Source organism: Bradyrhizobium jicamae (genome assembly GCF_018130215.1).
Taxonomy (GTDB): Bacteria; Pseudomonadota; Alphaproteobacteria; order Rhizobiales; family Xanthobacteraceae; genus Bradyrhizobium; species Bradyrhizobium jicamae_A.
The window spans coordinates 311,355-328,681 of record NZ_JAFCKQ010000002.1 but is presented as its reverse complement, the minus strand read 5'-3'; the positions used below and the strand labels follow the sequence as shown (position 1 = coordinate 328,681).

At 65.3% G+C, this 17,327-nt stretch carries 13 protein-coding genes; 9 read left to right on the top strand and 4 right to left on the bottom strand.

The features are described from left to right. The first annotated feature begins 82 nt into the window (after positions 1-82). From smc to JQ586_RS04520, 6 genes are all read left to right on the top strand, one after another. Positions 83-3,547 carry a chromosome segregation protein SMC gene (gene smc / locus JQ586_RS04545; protein WP_212393289.1) on the top strand — a complete coding sequence of 1,155 codons (3,465 nt, stop codon included), beginning with the start codon at positions 83-85 and terminating at the stop codon, positions 3,545-3,547. A gap of 130 nt (positions 3,548-3,677) precedes the next feature. After that, on the top strand, positions 3,678-4,652 hold the full coding sequence (locus tag JQ586_RS04540) for a small ribosomal subunit Rsm22 family protein (RefSeq protein ID WP_212393288.1): 975 nt from the start codon (positions 3,678-3,680) through the stop codon (positions 4,650-4,652). A 115-nt stretch (positions 4,653-4,767) separates the two neighbouring features. Continuing rightward, positions 4,768-5,328 carry a LemA family protein gene (locus tag JQ586_RS04535; RefSeq protein WP_212393287.1) on the top strand — a complete coding sequence of 187 codons (561 nt, stop codon included), beginning with the start codon at positions 4,768-4,770 and terminating at the stop codon, positions 5,326-5,328. 36 nt (positions 5,329-5,364) lie between these two features. Continuing rightward, positions 5,365-6,591, top strand: coding sequence for a M48 family metallopeptidase (locus JQ586_RS04530; RefSeq protein ID WP_212393286.1), 1,227 nt, complete (start codon positions 5,365-5,367; stop codon positions 6,589-6,591). A gap of 170 nt (positions 6,592-6,761) precedes the next feature. Further along, positions 6,762-7,511, top strand: a complete 750-nt coding sequence (locus tag JQ586_RS04525) for a hypothetical protein (RefSeq protein ID WP_212393285.1) — start codon at positions 6,762-6,764, stop codon at positions 7,509-7,511. A 102-nt stretch (positions 7,512-7,613) separates the two neighbouring features. Continuing rightward, complete coding sequence (locus JQ586_RS04520) at positions 7,614-8,282, top strand: hypothetical protein (protein ID WP_212393284.1); 669 nt, start codon at positions 7,614-7,616, stop codon at positions 8,280-8,282. A gap of 38 nt (positions 8,283-8,320) precedes the next feature. On the opposite strand, the gene JQ586_RS04515 is transcribed toward JQ586_RS04520, so the two are convergent. From JQ586_RS04515 to JQ586_RS04505, 3 genes are all read right to left on the bottom strand, one after another. Next, a complete protein-coding gene (locus tag JQ586_RS04515) occupies positions 8,321-8,860 on the bottom strand; it encodes an adenine phosphoribosyltransferase (protein WP_212393283.1) in 540 nt (179 codons plus the stop codon). Between the two features lie 15 nt (positions 8,861-8,875). Next, entirely contained in the window at positions 8,876-11,041 is a 2,166-nt protein-coding gene (locus JQ586_RS04510; RefSeq protein ID WP_212393282.1) for an anthranilate synthase component I, read from the bottom strand. A gap of 452 nt (positions 11,042-11,493) precedes the next feature. Then, complete coding sequence (locus JQ586_RS04505) at positions 11,494-12,513, bottom strand: LacI family DNA-binding transcriptional regulator (protein ID WP_212393281.1); 1,020 nt, start codon at positions 12,511-12,513, stop codon at positions 11,494-11,496. A 231-nt stretch (positions 12,514-12,744) separates the two neighbouring features. Between JQ586_RS04505 and JQ586_RS04500 the strand changes: the two genes are divergently transcribed. The 3 genes from JQ586_RS04500 (at position 12,745) to JQ586_RS04490 (ending at position 16,402) form a co-directional block, all read left to right on the top strand. Beyond that, a complete protein-coding gene (locus JQ586_RS04500) occupies positions 12,745-13,719 on the top strand; it encodes a sugar ABC transporter substrate-binding protein (RefSeq protein ID WP_212393280.1) in 975 nt (324 codons plus the stop codon). Between the two features lie 123 nt (positions 13,720-13,842). Beyond that, a complete protein-coding gene (locus tag JQ586_RS04495) occupies positions 13,843-15,384 on the top strand; it encodes a sugar ABC transporter ATP-binding protein (RefSeq protein WP_249147267.1) in 1,542 nt (513 codons plus the stop codon). Between the two features lie 55 nt (positions 15,385-15,439). Then, positions 15,440-16,402, top strand: coding sequence for an ABC transporter permease (locus JQ586_RS04490; protein WP_212393584.1), 963 nt, complete (start codon positions 15,440-15,442; stop codon positions 16,400-16,402). An 87-nt stretch (positions 16,403-16,489) separates the two neighbouring features. Here the strand turns inward: JQ586_RS04490 and JQ586_RS04485 are convergent, their stop codons facing one another. Beyond that, positions 16,490-17,164, bottom strand: a complete 675-nt coding sequence (locus tag JQ586_RS04485) for a dienelactone hydrolase family protein (RefSeq protein WP_212393278.1) — start codon at positions 17,162-17,164, stop codon at positions 16,490-16,492. Between the last annotated feature and the right edge of the window lie 163 nt (positions 17,165-17,327).

Genomic DNA, 17,327 nt, shown 5'->3' with positions numbered 1-17,327 from the left:
TGTTCACCCACACACCGACATTGCCTTCCATGGTATTGTCACGGCAGGGAGATTCGCGCCCGGCCAAGCGAGATCTGTGTACATGAAGCTCACGCGCCTCCGCCTCCACGGTTTCAAGTCGTTCGTTGAACCCACTGACTTCATGATCGAACCGGGCCTCACTGGCGTCGTCGGTCCGAACGGTTGCGGCAAATCCAATCTGGTTGAAGCGCTGCGTTGGGCGATGGGCGAGACCTCGCACAAATCGCTGCGCGCCGCCGACATGGACGCGGTGATCTTCGCAGGTTCCGGCAATCGCCCGGCACGCAACCACGCCGAAGTGGTGATGACGATCGACAATTCCGATCGCTCGGCGCCGGCCGCCGTCAACGACAGCCAGATTCTCGAAATCTCCCGCCGCATCGAGCGCGAGGCCGGCTCGGTCTATCGCATCAACGGCCGCGACGTGCGCGCTCGCGACGTGCAGATTCTGTTCGCCGACGCCGCCACCGGCGCGCGCTCGCCGGCCCTCGTCCACCAGGGCAAGATCGGCGAGATCATCCAGGCCAAGCCGGAGCAGCGTCGCCGCGTGCTGGAAGACGCCGCCGGCGTTGCCGGCCTGCACGCCCGCCGCCACGAGGCGGAACTGCGGCTGAAGGCGGCCGAGACCAACCTCACCCGCGTCGAGGACGTGATCGGCCAGCTCACCGGCCAGATCGACGGCCTGAAGAAGCAGGCACGCCAGGCGATTCGCTACCGCGAGGTCGCCGCCAAGGTGCGCAAGTCCGAAGCCACGCTGTTCCATCTGCGCTGGATCGAGGCCCATGCCGACGTCAACGATGCCGCGCATACCCACGATCTTTCCGTGCGCGAGATGGCCGAGCGCACCCGCGAGCAGGCCGAGTCCGCCCGCATCCAGGCGATCCGCGCCTCCGAATTGCCGGCGCTGCGCGAAGCCGAGGCCCGCGCGGCGGCCGGTCTGCAGCGCCTGACCAATGCGCGCGAGATGCTGGACCGCGAGGAGCAGCGCGCCAAGGAGCGCGTCGGCGAGCTCGATCGCCGCCTCACCCAGTTCGCCGCCGACATCGCCCGTGAGCAGCAGCAGACCTCCGATGCCGACATCGCACTGCAACGGCTCGACGCCGAAGACGCCGAGCTGAAGGAAGAGATCAAGTCGCGCGTCGAGAAGCGCTCCGGCGTCGACGAGCGCGTCGCCGAGGCCGAAGCCGTTTTGGCCGCGACCGAGCGACAGTTCGCCGAACTGACCACGCAGCTCGCCGACCTGACGGCGAAGCGCAACCAGCTCGAGGCCGGGGTGCGCACCCACCGCGACCGGCTGGCGCGGCTCGATCAGGAGATCGCCAACGTCCAGGCCGAGGAAACCAGGCTCGCGCAGGAGACCGGCAATCTCGGCGACATCGACGCGCTCGCGGCCGCGATGGAGGTGGCGCAGCAGACGCTCGCCGAATCCGAGGCCGTCGTGCAGGCCAGCGAAATCAATCACGCCGCGGCGCGGCAGACGCTGGAATCCTCGCGCAGCCCGCTCGCCGAGGCCGAGAAGCGCGTGCAGCGGCTCGAGACCGAGGCCCGCACGATCTCCAAGCTGGTCACCAGCGAAACCAAGAATCTGTGGCCGCCGATCATCGACGGCATCACGGTCGCAAAGGGCTATGAGAAGGCGATCGGCGCCGTGCTCGGCGACGATCTCGACGCACCGGTCGATCCGTCCGCGCCGATGCGCTGGACCAATGCCGGTGCGACGTTTGACGACCCCGCGCTGCCCGACGGCGTCGAGCGGCTGGCTGACCGCGTGCAGGCGCCGCCGGAACTGGCGCGCCGCCTGACGCAGATCGGCGTCGTCACCAAGGAACGCGGTGCCGCGCTGGTATCGCAGCTCAAGACCGGCCAGCGGCTGGTGTCGCTCGAAGGCGACGTCTGGCGCTGGGACGGTTTCGTCGCCGACGCGCATGCACCGACCGGCGCCGCACGCCGCCTCGCCGAGCGCGCCCGCCTGGTCGACATCGAGCACGAGCTGGAGCAGGCCCGCATCGATGCCGCCGCCAAGCGCCAGGCACTGGAGACGGCAGAGGCCGAGCTGCGCTCGGCATCGGCTGCCGAAGCCGCATCCCGCGAAGCGGTGCGTGCCGCCCGCCGCGAGGCCGACGCCGCGCGCGAGCGCCACGCCGCAACCGAACGCGAGATCAACCGTCATGCCGCGCGCAAGTCGGCGCTGGCAGAAGCGCACAGCCGCGTCGCGGCCGACCGCACCGAGGCCGAAGCCGCGCATGAGAGCGCGGTCGCAGCCCTCACCGAACTGCCGCCGAGTGCCGAGACCGAAGTCCAACTCGCCGCGGTCCGCGCCGAGATCGACAACCAGCGCCGCGCCGCCGCCCAGGTCCGCGCCGAGGCGCAGGCGCTCGCCCGCGAGGCCGAGCTCGCCGACCGCCGCGTGCAGGCGATCCTCGCCGAGCGCAACGAATGGCAGAACCGCAAGACCAGCGCCGCTTCGCAGGTCGAAACCATAGAGGCGCGCATCGCCGAGGTCTCGATCGAGCGCGAGGAACTCGCCAACGCGCCGGAAGTGTTCGCCGAGAAGCGCAGCGCGCTGATCACGGAGATCGAGCATGCCGAGAGCGACCGCCGGATCGCGGCCGATGCGCTCGCGACCGCCGAAGCCGCGATGGCGGAAACCGACCGCCTCGCCAAGGCCTCGCTCGAAGCGCTCTCCTCTGCCCGCGAAGCCACCGCGCGCGCCGAGGAGCGCATGGAAGGCACTCGCCGCCGCCTCGCCGACATCGAGCGCGAGATCCACGACATGCTCGAGGTCGAGCCGCAGGCGGTCGCAGGCCTCGCCGAGATCGAGCCCGGCGCGGAGCTGCCGCCGGTCGCCCAGATCGAGGAAGAGCTGGAAAAGCTGCGCCGCGACCGCGAGCGCCTCGGTGCCGTCAACCTGCGCGCCGAGGAAGAGCTGAAGGAAGTCGAGACCCAGCACACCGCGCTGACCACCGAGCGTGACGATCTGGTCGAGGCGATCAAGCGGCTGCGCCAGGGTATCCAGAGCCTCAACCGCGAGGCCCGCGAGCGGCTGCTGACCTCGTTCGAGACCGTCAACAACCATTTCAAGCGGCTGTTCACCGAATTGTTCGGCGGCGGCGAAGCCGCGCTGCACCTGATCGAGAGCGACGATCCGCTCGAAGCGGGCCTCGAGATCATCGCCAAGCCGCCGGGCAAGAAGCCGCAGACGCTGTCGCTGCTGTCGGGCGGCGAGCAGGCGCTGACGGCGCTGGCGCTGATCTTCGCGGTGTTCCTCACCAACCCGTCGCCGATCTGCGTGCTGGACGAAGTCGACGCGCCGCTCGACGACCACAACGTCGAGCGGTTCTGCAACCTGCTGCACGAGATGACGTCGTCGACGGAAACCCGCTTCATCATCATCACGCACAATCCGATCACGATGGCGAAGATGAACCGCCTGTTCGGCGTCACCATGGCCGAGCGCGGCGTCTCGCAACTGGTCTCGGTCGATCTCCAGGGCGCGGTTGACATCCTCGACCAGAACGTGGCGTAAGGCGCCGGTGCTCGCCATTGACGTCATCATCCGCGCAGGCGGATGATCCAGTGCGCCGCGCTCTGCGTGTGACAGACATCCGCCTCGGCGTACTGGATGCCCCGCATGCGCGGGGCATGACGAGGTAGTGATGGTTTCACCCGATCTCCCCGCCGAACTCCGCGCAGTGCTCAACGCAAGGCTCGAAGGCTTGTCGCGCAACGATGCGGCCGGGCGCGCCGCCGCAATCTCTCGCACCTATCGCGAGGGCGGCGGCTCGGGCACGATCAGGACCGAGACCGACGCGCTGGCCTACGCGCTGGCGCGCATGCCGGCGACCTATGCGGCCGTTGTCGCAAGCATCAATGCCCTCACCGAGGTCAGGCCGGATTTTGCGCCGACGAGCCTGCTGGATGTTGGCGCCGGGCCGGGTACGGCGAGCTGGGCCGCCGCGGAGGTTTTCCCATCGTTGCAGGACTTCACCCAGCTCGATGCCAATGACGCCCTGCGCACGCTGGCGCTCGAACTCACACGCAGGAGCCACCGCCTGCGTGGTGTCGCATACGAGCTCGGACAGGCCCGCACCTGCGTCGCGCACGCCGACGCGGCCGACCTCGTGATTGGCAGCTACGTGATCAACGAGATCGGGGATACCGAGCGCGCCGAACTCGCCGATGCGATGTGGGAGAAAACCAGGGACACGCTGCTGGTCGTCGAGCCGGGCACGCCCGCCGGCTACGCCAGGATCATCTCGCTTCGCGCACGATTGATCGCGGCCGGCGCCCATGTTGCCGCGCCCTGTCCGCATGATGGTCCCTGCCCGCTGGTCGCGCCCGACTGGTGCCACTTCAGCCAGCGCCTGCAACGCTCGCGCGCGCACAAGCAGCTCAAGGGCGCCGAGCTGCCGTTCGAGGACGAGCGATTTGCCTATGTCGCGCTGACTCGCGCGCCGGCGGCCACGCGGCCCGCCCGGGTGCTGGCACAGCCGATGGTCGGCAAGGTCGAGATTTCGGCGAAGCTCTGTACTGCGGAAGGCGTGGCGATCGCAAAAGTCCCGCGCCGCGCCAAAGCCGACTACGCCCTCGCCCGGCGCTGGCGCTGGGGCGATGCCGTCGACACCCCGTGAACTAATTCGAGACCAACTGCGACGAAAGCTTTGCCCACCTTTTCCCGGCGGGCTGCCGCGTGACCGGTTTTGGGTTACGGTGGCCGCCGTTTCGTCCCATCAGGAGCCGCCCGTCATGTCGACCAGCTGGATCGTTATCGGCATCATCGTCATCCTCGTGCTGTTTGCGTTCAGCGCCTACAACCGCCTGGTCGCGCTCGGCCAGCGGGTCAGCCAGGCCTTTGCCGACATCGATGTGCAGCTCAAGCAGCGTCATGACCTGATCCCGAACCTGGTCGAGACCGTGAAGGGCTACGCCGCCCATGAGCGCGGCACGCTGGATGAGGTGATCAAGGCGCGCAATTCGGCGATGTCGGCGCAAGGACCGGCCCAGGTCTCGGCGGCAGAGAACCAGCTCTCCGGCGCGCTTGGCCGGCTGATTGCGCTGTCGGAGGCCTATCCGGACCTCAAGGCCAACGCCAATTTCCAGCAGCTCGCCTCCGAGCTCTCCGACCTCGAGAACAAGATTGCCGCCAGCCGCCGCTTCTTCAACAACGCGGTCCAGGAATACAACACCGGCATCCAGCAGATGCCGGCCGCGCTGTTCGCCGGCATGTTCGGCTTCACCCGCAAGGACTTCTTCGATCTCGGCGCCAGCCGCACCGAAGTCGAGGCCGCACCCAGCGTGAAGTTCTGAGACGCGCGACCTCCTACGGCGAGAGACTGCTCCCCGATGGCCGCCTACGGTCTCTACACGCACATCGCATCGAACAAGTTTCGTTCGATGCTGCTGCTTGCCGGTCTGTTCCTGCTGATCTACGTGCTGGTCTATGCCGGCGCGCTGGTCGCGGAAGTGCTGGTCAATAATGGCCGCTCGGTCGACTATTACCTGACGCGGGCCTCACGCGATCTCGTTTCCGCGTTGCCCTGGGCGACGATCGCGGCCGTGGCCTGGATCGTGATCGCCTATTTCTTCCACCAGGACATGATCGACGCCGTCACCGGCGGCGAGAGCGTGACGCGACAGCAGCAGCCGCGTCTCTATAATCTCCTTGAAAACCTCTGCATCTCGCGCGGCATTCCGATGCCGAAGCTGAAGGTGATGGACAGCCCGGCGCTGAACGCGTTCGCCACCGGTCTGAACCCGCGGCAATATTCCGTGACCGTCACGACGGGCCTCCTGAAGGCGCTGAACGACCAGGAAATCGAGGCCGTGCTCGGCCACGAACTCACCCATATCAGGAACGGCGACGTGCAGCTGATGGTGGTCGCGGTGATCATCGCAGGCGTGGTCGGCTTCTTCGGCGAGCTGTTCTTCCGCGTTTTCACCAATCTGTCGTGGAATTCGAGCGGCGGCGGCGGCTGGTCGTCCTCGTCGTCGTCATCCTCGGAATCATCATCGTCCTCGTCGGACCGCAAGGGATCGGGCGGCGGGGCGATCGTCGTCATCATCATCGCGATCGCGCTGATCATGCTGGCCTGGCTGATGTCACAGATCGTCAAGCTGGCGCTGTCGCGCTCGCGCGAATTCCTCGCCGATGCCGGGTCGGTCGAGCTGACGAAAAACCCCGATGCGATGATCTCGGCGCTGCGCAAGATCGAAAACCGCGGTGAGCTGCCCGGCGCCACGTCGGCAGTGATGGAACTCTGCGTCGACAACCCGCGCGAAGGCTTTGCCGACCTGTTCGCGACCCACCCGTCGATCAAGTCCCGGGTGGATGCGCTGGTGAAATACGCCGGTGGCCGCGATCCGGGACCGCTGGCGCTTCCGGACGAGACATCGGACGCGACCGCAAGGCAGGAAGACCAGGCTGCCGGCGACCAGCCCCCTCCGATACCCCACGGGCCGTGGGGCGATGCCACCACCACGCCGGCGGACAATCCTCCGTCTCTTCCCGGCCCCGGCCCGGCTCAAGGACCGCTGGGTCCGCTTCAGGGACCGTGGGGACGGCACGTCTAACTCCGCCGCAGCCCTCTCATTCCATTAAGGAAATCCCCACCAAACCCATGGTGGGCCCGTTAAGGAATTGAATTCTCCCTCGATTCTGCCATGGTCGCGCCCCAAAGCAGGCAGGCGTGGGGACTTGCCGATCGCCCTCGCGATCGGGAGCGCGCTTTTAAGGGACTTCCATGGCAAAGCCGGTCGTGATCGTGGTGGGCGCTGATAAGGGCGGGGTCGGCAAGACCACTGTCTCGCGGACGCTCCTGGACTATTTCAGTGCCAACAATGTGCCGACCCGGGCGTTCGACACCGAATCGCCGCGCGGCACGCTGAAGCGCTTCCACCCCGATATCACCGAGATCGTCGACATGACGACGACCGCGGACCAGATGAAGATCTTCGATACGCTGAGCGCAGGCCCCTCGGTCACCGTGATCGACGTCCGCGCCGGCCTGTTGTCGCCTGCGCTGGCCTCGCTGCGCGACATCGGGTTCCTGGACGCGGCACGGTCCGGCCAGATCACCTTCGCCGTGTTCCACATCCTGGGTCCCTCGATCGCCTCGCTGGACGAGATCGCCGAGACCGCCAACTTCATGAGCGGCGCGAAGTATTTCCTGGTGAAGAACTTCATCAACGACACCCAGTTCTTCCAATGGGATCAGGCGACCTACAATTCCTATTTCCACCGCATCAAGGATGCGACCGACCTCACGATCCCCAAGCTCAACGAAATGGCCTATGAGCAGGTCGAGGTTTCCTCGGTGCCGTTCCTGAAATTCGTCGCCAACAAGGGCAAGGAGGACGAGGCCGCGAACTACTCCTTCGTGCTGCGCGGCTACGTCCGGCACTGGCTGGCGAATGTCTGGAGCGAGTACGACCGGATCAAGCTGACCGACCTGGTCGGTGCCAAATCGGCCACCCGCGGCGGCGAAAAATAGTCGCCGCGGCAGCGAAAAATCGCGTCCGGGACAGCGAAAAATCGCGTCCGGGGGTGCCGCCGGGGCTGGATTAGCGGAAAATTTGGCCTGATATAGCGGGCGATGTCATCTACGCCCGTCTACATCATCTGCTCGCCCCGCCCGCAGGTCGGCAAGACGCTGATCGCGCGGCTGCTCAGCGAATTCCTGCTGCTCAAGAACGGCGACGTGGTCTCCTTCGACATCAACCTGAAGGAGCCGTCGCTGCTCGACTATCTGCCGCGGATCACCGAGACCGCCGACGTGATCGACACCTATGGCAAGATGCAGCTGATGGACCGCGTCATCGTCAACGACGGCATCGCCAAGGTGATCGACCTCGGCTACCACGCCTTCGACGAATTCTTCAAAATGTGCGGCGAGATCGGCTTGATGAAGGAAGCGCTGCGCCGCCGCGTCGCGCCTGTCATTCTGTTCGTCGCCGATACCGACCGCGTCTCGCAGCATGGCTACCAGATGCTCGCGGGCCTGATCCCGCCGACCGCGCTCGTCGTGCTCGACAATGAATTCGTCGTGCGTGGCGAACTGCCGCCCATGATGTCGCGCGGCCGCGTGCTGCGCTTCCGCGCGCTGCCGGTGTTCCTGAAGACCTATATCGACCGGCTGAATTTCTCCTTCACGGACTACCTGCGCCACGAAAAGGATTCCTCGACCGAGCTTCACCAGTGGATCCGGAGGAACTACACCACCTTCCGTGATCTCGAATTGAGCATGCTGCTGCAGAGGTCGTAGCAGTCGTCCCGGCGAAGGCCGGGACAACGGGTGCAGGCTCAATGCCCCTCGAACGCCATCAGCGTGCGCACCGGAACATTCATCGCGCGCAGCTTGGCGGCGCCGCCGAGATCGGGCAGGTCGACGATGAAGCAGGCCGCGACCACGTTGGCGCCGATCTGGCGCAGCAGCTTCACCGCGCCCTCGGCGGTGCCGCCGGTCGCGATGAGATCATCGACCAGAATGACGCGCTCGCCGGGCTGCACGGCGTCGGCATGCATCTCCATTTCGTCGATGCCGTATTCCAGCGAGTAGGCGATCCGCACCGTGGTGTGCGGCAGCTTGCCCTTCTTGCGGATCGGCACGAAGCCGGCCGAGAGCTGGTGCGCCACCGCGCCGCCGAGGATGAAGCCGCGCGCCTCGATGCCCGCGACCTTGTCGACCTTCGAGCCCGCCCAGGGATGAACAAGTTCGTCGACCGCGCGGCGGAACGCCCTCGCGTCGGCGAGCAGCGTGGTGATGTCGCGGAACAGGATGCCCTTCTTCGGATAATCACGGATGGTGCGAACGGTTGACTTGATGTCCAGGTCGAAGGTCATTTGATCTCGCAATCCTCAACTGGCCGGCGGGTTCAGCCGGAATGCATTCTCGACGATGCGCAGTCCCACCTCGCCGCCGAGTGACATCAGCGACTCCGGATGGAACTGGACGCCGGCGACCGGCAGGGTCTTGTGTTCGATCACCATCGCGACCCCGTCTTCGGTGGTTGCGGTCACCGTCAGCACATCGGGCACGCTGTCGCGCTCAACGAACAGCGAGTGATAGCGGCCGATCACGATCTCATTGGGCAGGTTGTGCATCAGCCGCCCGCCGCGGACCTGGACACGCGAAGGCCGGCCATGCGCCGGCTGGCCGAGCTGACCGAGCTGGCCGCCGAAATATTCGCCGATCGCCTGCACGCCGAGACATACGCCGAAGATCGGCAGCTTGTTCTCGAGCGCCGTGCCGATGGTCTTCGAGATGCCGAAATCCTCGGGCCTGCCCGGACCGGGCGACAGCACCAGCAGATCCCAGCCCTTGCGCTTCAGCATGTCCTGCGCATGGACGTGGCGCACGACCGTGACATTGGCGCCGACCTGGCGGAAATAATCCGCCAGCATGTGCACAAAGCTGTCGTCATGATCGATCAGGAGCACGTTCTTGCCGGAGCCGGTGGCGTCGGGCGCGAAGTCGGACAGCGGCTTCGGCGGATCGCCGCGCAGTGCCTGGAACAGCGCGGCGGCCTTGACCTGGCATTCGCGGTCCTCGGCCGCAGGATCAGAATCGAACAGACAAGTGGCGCCGACGCGCACCTCGGCGAGGCCGTCCTTCATCCTGATGGTGCGGATGGTGAGCCCGGTGTTGATGCTGCCGTCGAAATTCACGGCGCCGATCGCGCCCGCATACCAGCGCCGCGACGAGCGCTCGTGATCCTCGACGAACTGCATCGCCCACAGTTTCGGCGCGCCGGTCACCGTCACGGCCCAGGCGTGAGTGAGGAAGGCATCGAGCGAGTCGAAGCCCGGCCGCAGCATGCCCTCGACATGGTCGACGGTGTGGAACAGTTTCGAATAGGTCTCGATCTGGCGGCGCGCCAGCACCTTGATGGTGCCGGGAACGCAGACGCGCGCCTTGTCGTTGCGGTCGACGTCGGTGCACATGTTGAGCTCGAACTCGTCCTTCTCCGAGTTCAAGAGCTTGCGGATTTGTTCGGCGTCGCCGATCGAGTCCGAGCCGCGCGCGATCGTGCCCGAGATCGGGCAGGTCTCGACCCGGCGGCCGTCGGAGCGCACGAACATTTCCGGCGACGCCGACACCAGGAACTCGCCCTCGCCGAGATTCATCAGCGCGCCATAGGGCGACGGATTGATGCGGCACAGCCGCTGGAACACTTCCGCCGGCGAACGCTCGCAGGGCTCGGCGAATAATTGTCCCGGCACCGCCTCGAACAGATCGCCGCGGGCGAAGGCCGCGCGCGCCACCTCCACCGTCGCCTGATACTCGCCCGGCGCGTGATCGGCGAAACCCTGCCGCGGCGTCTTCACATAGACGCTCGCCGCGGTGTCGTGCGGCAGGCCGGCAGTGGATCTGCCCTTCCAGGCGAATTCGTAACTCAGCACCACGCCGCGGCCGGTGGCGCGGTCATAGGCAAGCAGACGGTCCGGCACGTAGAGCACGATGTCGCGCTGGTCGGCTTCGCGGGCGCGCTTCTGCACGAGGTCCTCGATCTGGAACACGAGGTCATAGGCGAAGGCGCCGAACAGGCCGAGCAGCGGATCGGCATTGGAGGTGAACGCGGCCACCATGTCGCGCACCAGCGACATCACGCTGGCGCGCCGGGTGCGCTGATCTTCCTCGATCGGCGCAGCCCCGCGGATGATGTGGCCGGCGAGCTTCGTCGCACTCCGCTCCGTGATCACGACACAGGGTTCATGCAGCACGTCGGCGAGGAAGGCGATCAGCACCTCGCCGCGGGGATTCAGTGCCAAGAGCGAGAAACCGGTGCCCGATGTCTCCAGCACCAGCGGCGGGTCGGCAAAGCCGAGATCAAAGCTCTCGTAACGCCCCGGCACCGTCGTGCCCGAGGACAGCACCACGCCGCGGCGGCGGTCGAGCAGCGCGATCAGCTCGTCGAGGCGGTTGGCACCGCCGGTGAACTGCTCGACCACGCGAGCGACCGCGAGGCCGCCATTGGTCAGATACTCACTCTTGGCCGGCAGGGAGAAGACTGTCCTGTTCATGTGTTCCTCTTACGAGACTTGGGAAGAGAGCGCCACACAGGACAGACGAAGGGCAAACAAACGAACCATCGGTCGCACTGCGATGGCGACCTTCGACGACTTTTGGAAATGAAATCGCACCGGCCACCTATGAGAAGGTGGGCCACCAGAGACGGGATGGGTGGGCTGCGGTGCTCATGGGGGCTTACTCACATCCGGCGCGGGTCGTGTCAAGGGATGGCGGCCCCTGCCCCGGTTCGAGACACCTTTTTCCGCCTTGAATGAGCACGCATCCCGCAGGATTTGCCGACAATGGCGGCCCGCCCCCGCCCAAAAAACAGACAGCAGGGACGGGAGTGGATGCGAAGAGCTGGAGCGCTTTCGAGCGAAGTGGATACCGGTTCGCGTGAAGAAAACGCGTCAAAACAAGAATCTAGAGCTTCGGTTCTGATTCAATCAGAACCGAAATTGCTCTAGACGGAGCTGACGGCGGCAGGCTCCGAAAACGGCGCCGCCGAGGACTCACGCACGGCGAGCTCGCATTGAAAAAGATCGGGCGTACCGACTGGCGGCATCGTCCGCCGACCGAGCAGCGACGAGATCGCGGCATCCGCAATCTCCCGCATCGGCTGGACCACTGTCGTCAGGCGCGGTGCAATGAGATTTGACAGCGGTATTCCGTCAAAGCCGACAACGGACAGTTCGGCCGGAACTTGAATGCCGAGGTCCCTGGCCGCGCGCAAGCAACCGATGGCCTGCTGATCGGAGCTGGCAAACAATGCCGTCGGTCGCTCGTCCCTTGGTCTGGCGAGCAAGTGGGTGCCGGCCGCCCGCCCGCTTTCAAAGTCGAATGCTGCGTGAACAAAGAGCGGCTCGCTGTCATTGCGCAGGGTCTTCATGACGTCGAGATATCCCTGGAGGCGGTCCTCGGCCGGGCGGGACCCGGCCGGGCCAGCGATGCAGGCGATGCGGCGGTGACCAAGCCCGGCAAGGTAATCCACGGCAAGACGCGCGCCGCCGCGGTGGTCCGCCGCGACCCCCGGATGATCGGCGATAAGGCGGTCGACCGTGATCAAGGGAAGCCCCGTCGGGGCCTTGATGGGATGGGGACCATCGCTGGGGACGATGATGATTCCGTCGACCTTGCGCCCGGCCAGCTGCGCCAGCCGGTCAGCCTCCTTGGCGGAATCATCGAACGAAGTCATGAAGATGACATTGTGACCGTGGTCGGTCGCGGCGCGCTCCGCGTATTGAACGAGCTCAGCGAAGAACGGATTGGTCAGGTTCGGAATGACAATCCCGATCAACCGGCTGATCTTGCTCCGCATGCTGCGCGCGAAGGGGTCTGGACGATAGCCGAGTTCCTGGATCACGGCCTTCACGCGCGCCCGCACCTCCGCCGTGACCGACGGATGGCCATTCAACACCCGCGATACGGTCCCGACCGCAACGCCGGCCCGCTCGGCAACATCCTTGATTCCGCTCTTCGACATCAGCCACACTCAATCGCGCGCCGGTTGTTACCGCAAATGCGGAAAGGGCCAGTTGTAAAGCCAGCAACCCCGGGCGGCGCGCCCCGCTCCAATACACGATACGGTCGACTTGAACCCCACATCCGATTTTGGTATTTAGACTTGGAAACGTTTCATCGCGTATTTGGAAACGTTTCACAATGCCGGTCAAACAATCCGGCACAAAGAAATTCATTCAACAGGGAGGTGGACATGACGAAATCTACGCATCAGACGTCCGGAACAGGGATCAGCAGGCGTCAAATCGTGCTAGCCGGTGCGGCCGGCACCATCACCATCATGACGGGCCTTCGTCCGACGCGCGCCGCCAGCAAGCCGAAGGTCGGCCTCGTGATGAAGTCGCTCTCCAACGAGTTCTTCAAACAGATGCAGGCTGGCGCCGACAAATACGCCGCCGAAAACAAGGACAAGTTCGACTTCAAGGCCGTCGGCATGAAGGATGAGCGGGACTTTGCTGCCCAGGTCGATGCCGTCGAGAATTTCATCACCCAGAAGTACGACATCATCGTCGTCGCCCCGGCCGACTCGAAGGCCATGGCCACGCCCCTGGCCAAGGCCGTCAAGGCCGGCATCGTCGTCGTCAATATCGACGTGCCGCTGGACGCCGGCGCGAAGAAAGCCGCCGGCATCGACCTTGCCTTCTTTGGCCCGGACAACCAGGCGGGCGCCAAGCTGGCCGGTGACGCGCTCGCCAAGGCTCTCGGCGCCGGCGGCAAGGTCGTCATCCTCGAAGGCAACCCCGAGGCGGACAACGCCAAGCAGCGCAAGCAGGGCTTCATGGATTCGATCGCCGAAGGCAAGCTGCAACTGCTCGACAGCAAGACGGCGCACTGGGAGACCGAAGAGGCCAACACGCTGATGACGAACTTCCTGACCAAGTATCAGGATATCCAGGGCGTGATGGCGGCCAATGACTCGATGGCACTCGGCGTCGTCAAGGCACTGGATGCCACCGGCAAGAGCGGCAAGATAAAGGTGGTCGGCTTCGACAACATTCCGCCGGTGCAGCCCCTGATCAAGAACGGCAAGATGCTTGCGACGGTCGAGCAGTTCGGCGCCGAGATGGCGGTGAACGGCGTCAAATACGGCCTCCGGCAGCTCGCCGGCGAGAAGTTCTCCGGCTGGATCAAGACGGACATCAAGCTGATCGAGGCCAACAACGTGTGATCCGCCCTGCGCGAGCGGGACGCCGGCACCTTGTCGGCGTCCCGATCCTGACGGATCCTCGACGACATCCTTCTGCTGGTCTTGCCACACCGGGGAGCGCTTCCTCTCATGCACGGCGATGAGTTGACCCGTTCTCGCGTCGATGCGGCCGCGCACGCAGAAACGCCGTTGCTGAAGCTGCAGGCGGTCGGCAAGCGGTTTCCCGGCGTGGTCGCGCTTCGCGACGTCTCCTTCGAGATCGCGCGCGGCGCGGGCCACGTGCTGCTTGGCGAGAATGGGGCCGGAAAATCGACGCTGATCAATATGCTCGGCGGCGCGCTGCAGCCCGACGACGGCGCGATCTGGTTCGACGGCGCGCCGTATCGACCGGCCTCGCCGCTCGAGGCATTCAAGGCCGGCATCCGCGTCGTGCATCAGGAGCTCAATTTGCTGTCGAACCTGTCGGTGGCGGAGAACCTTCTGTTCGAACAACTGCCGAGCCGGCACGGGATGGTCAATTTCCGGGAAATGAACCGTCGTGCCGCCGAGCTCCTGGCCGAGGTCGGCCTCGACGTCGCGCCGACGACCGAAGTCAGCCGGCTCGGCGTCGCGCAGATGCAATTGGTCGAGATCGCCAAGGCGCTGTGCCACGAGAGCAAGCTGCTCGTTCTCGACGAGCCGACCGCAACGCTCACCGTGCGCGAGGTCGATCGTCTGTTCGAGATCCTGCATCGGCTGAAGGCGAAGGGTGTGACCACGCTCTACATCTCCCATCGGCTCGAGGAGATCTATGCGGTCGGCGACCACGTGACGGTGCTGCGCGACGGCCAGCATGTCACGACCCGCTCGCTGTCCGGCCTCGGCATTCCCGATATCGTCGAACTGATGGTCGGGCGCACCATTGCCGATCAGGGCGAGTTCTCGGCCGACATCCCCGTCGGCGGCGAGGCGCTCGGCGTCACAGGGCTGAAGCTGACCGGCGACAGCCCCGAGATGTCCTTCTCGGTCGGCAAGGGCGAGATCGTCGGCATCGCCGGCCTGGTCGGATCAGGCCGTACCGAGGTGGTCCGCGCGCTGTTCGGAGCCGATCCGAAGGCCGCAGGCCGCATCCGGATCGTTGGTCAGGAGGTGGATATTGCCTCGCCAAGGGATGCGGTGGCGCATGGGCTTTGCCTCGCCACCGAGGATCGCAAGGGCCAGGGCCTGCTGCTCGAGATGAGCTGCGCCGAAAATACCACCATCACCGATCTCGCAAAGATCTCCTGGCGAGGCTTGCTCCAGCGCAAGACGGAGCATGCCGCCTCTCGGCGGCTGGTGAAGGAGTTGCGGGTGAAGACGCCGTCGATCCACCAGGCCGTCCGCACCTTCTCCGGCGGCAACCAGCAGAAGATCGTCATCGCGAAATGGCTGTTCCGCGGCCCCAAGGTGCTGATCTTCGACGAACCGACGCGTGGCATCGATGTCGGGGCCAAGGCCGAAATCTACGAGTTGCTGCGGAAGCTGGCGACGGACGGCAAGGGCATCCTGGTGGTCTCATCAGATCTTCCGGAGCTGATGGCGATCTGCCACCGCATCCTCGTCTTCTCGAAGGGTCGGATCGCCGGCGAGGTGCCGCGCGCCGAATTCGACCAACACCGCATCCTTTCCTTCGCCTTTCAGGAGTATGGCCGTGTCCGAGATCGCTGAACAAGCTCGGAAGCAGAAGTCGAGCGCGCTCTGGGAGAACCTGCTCCGCATCTCGATGCGCGAGGCGGGAGTGACCGTCGCCCTGGTGCTGATCGTCCTGTTCTTCTGCGCCACCGCGCCCTATTTCGCGACGTCCGGCAATTTCCTGAAGATCTTCGTCCAGATCGCGATCAATACCGTGCTCGCGGCCGGCATGACCTTCGTGATCCTGACCGGCGGCATCGATCTGTCGGTCGGCTCGGTTCTTGCCCTCTGCACAGTCGTCGGCGCGACCATCACGACCGACGAGCGTCTCTCCGCCGGGACCTCGATCACGCTGGCGTTCCTCGCGTGTCTCGGCACCGGAGCGCTGTGCGGCGCCATCAACGGCTGGGTGTGCGAGAAGTGGAAGCTGCCCTCCTTCATCGTGACGCTCGGGATGCTGAACATCGCCAGCGGCCTTGCTCGCGTGGTCTCCAACAATTCCACGATCAGCGGCCTGCCGCAGCCCTTCGTGGAATTCGGCAACCTGATCTTCTGGGGGATATTCCCGTCGATCTTCGTCATCGCGCTGGCTGTCGTCCTGATCGGCTGGTTCATCCTGCGCTTCACGGTGTTCGGCCGTTTCATCTTCGCGATCGGCACCAACGAAGAGGCGGTGCGCCTGTCCGGTCACAACCCGCGCGCAATCAAGATCGCCGCCTTCACGATCTCCGGCCTGACCGCCGGCATCGCCGCCATGGTCTATCTGCTGAGGCTCAACGTCGGCAGCCCGATCGCCGGCATCGGCTATGAGCTCAACGCCATCGCAGCCGTGATCATTGGCGGCACCAGCCTGTCCGGCGGCAAGGGATCGATCATCGGCACTCTGGTCGGCGCGTGCATTCTCCAGGTGCTGTCGACCGGCCTCCAGCTGCTCGGCGCCGAAGACAACGTGAAACCGATCGTGATCGGCACCGTCATCGTGCTGGCCGTGATCCTGGACACCTATCGCAACAAATTCCTCCGCGCGATGGAGAGCCGCAAAGGCGTGCAGTGACGCTCGACAGCGCCCGGATGGAGCGTAGCGAAATCCGGGCTTGTTGCCATGAATGATCCGGCCCCGAATTACGCGGAGCTTCGTGATTTATCCCAGATGCTTCCTGAAGAAGTCCGTCGCCCGGCCCCAGGCCAGTTCCGCACAATGGCGGTCGTGCACGGACAGGCGCTGCTCGTTGCCGAAACCGTGCTCGGCGTCATAGCGGAACAACTCCAGCGATTTGCCCGCGGCCTTCATCGCTTTCTCAAAACCGTCGACCAGCGCCGGCGTGCACCAGTCGTCCTTGGTGGCGAAATGCCCCTGCAGCGGGATCTTGACATCCGCCGGCTTGGCCGCCTGCTCCGGCGGAATGCCGTAGAACACGACGCCTGCCGTCAGTTCCGGGATCTTGGTGGCGCCGATGATGGTCACTGCGCCGCCGAGGCAAAAGCCGGTCAGACCGACCTTGGTGCCGCTCTTGGCCAGGTATTGCGCGGCGCCGCGCACCGTCTGCGTCGTCGCGTCCATGAAGTCGAGCGAGTTCATCTCTTTGCCGGCCGCGTCGGTGTCGTGATACGGCACGACCTTGCCCTTGTAGAGATCGGGCGCCAGCGCATCGAAGCCGGCCAGCGCGAAGCGGTCGCACATTCCCTTGATCTGGTCCTGCAGCCCCCACCATTCCTGGATCACGACCACGCCCGGCGCGTTGCCGCGCGCGGCATTGGCGAGATAGCCTGAGGCGTCCTTGCCGTCGGGGCGCTTGAAGCTGATGATGGTACCCATGGATTCCTCCGCAATGTTGGCCGGCTGATTGGCCGGCATTCTGTCCGCACTCCGGGACGGACGCAATCGCCCATCATCCGGCTCGCGCACTCGTCATCCGGCGCAACGCGTCTCGCGTGGCGCAACAAAAAAGCCCCCGAAGGGGCTTTTTCAATCACATGGC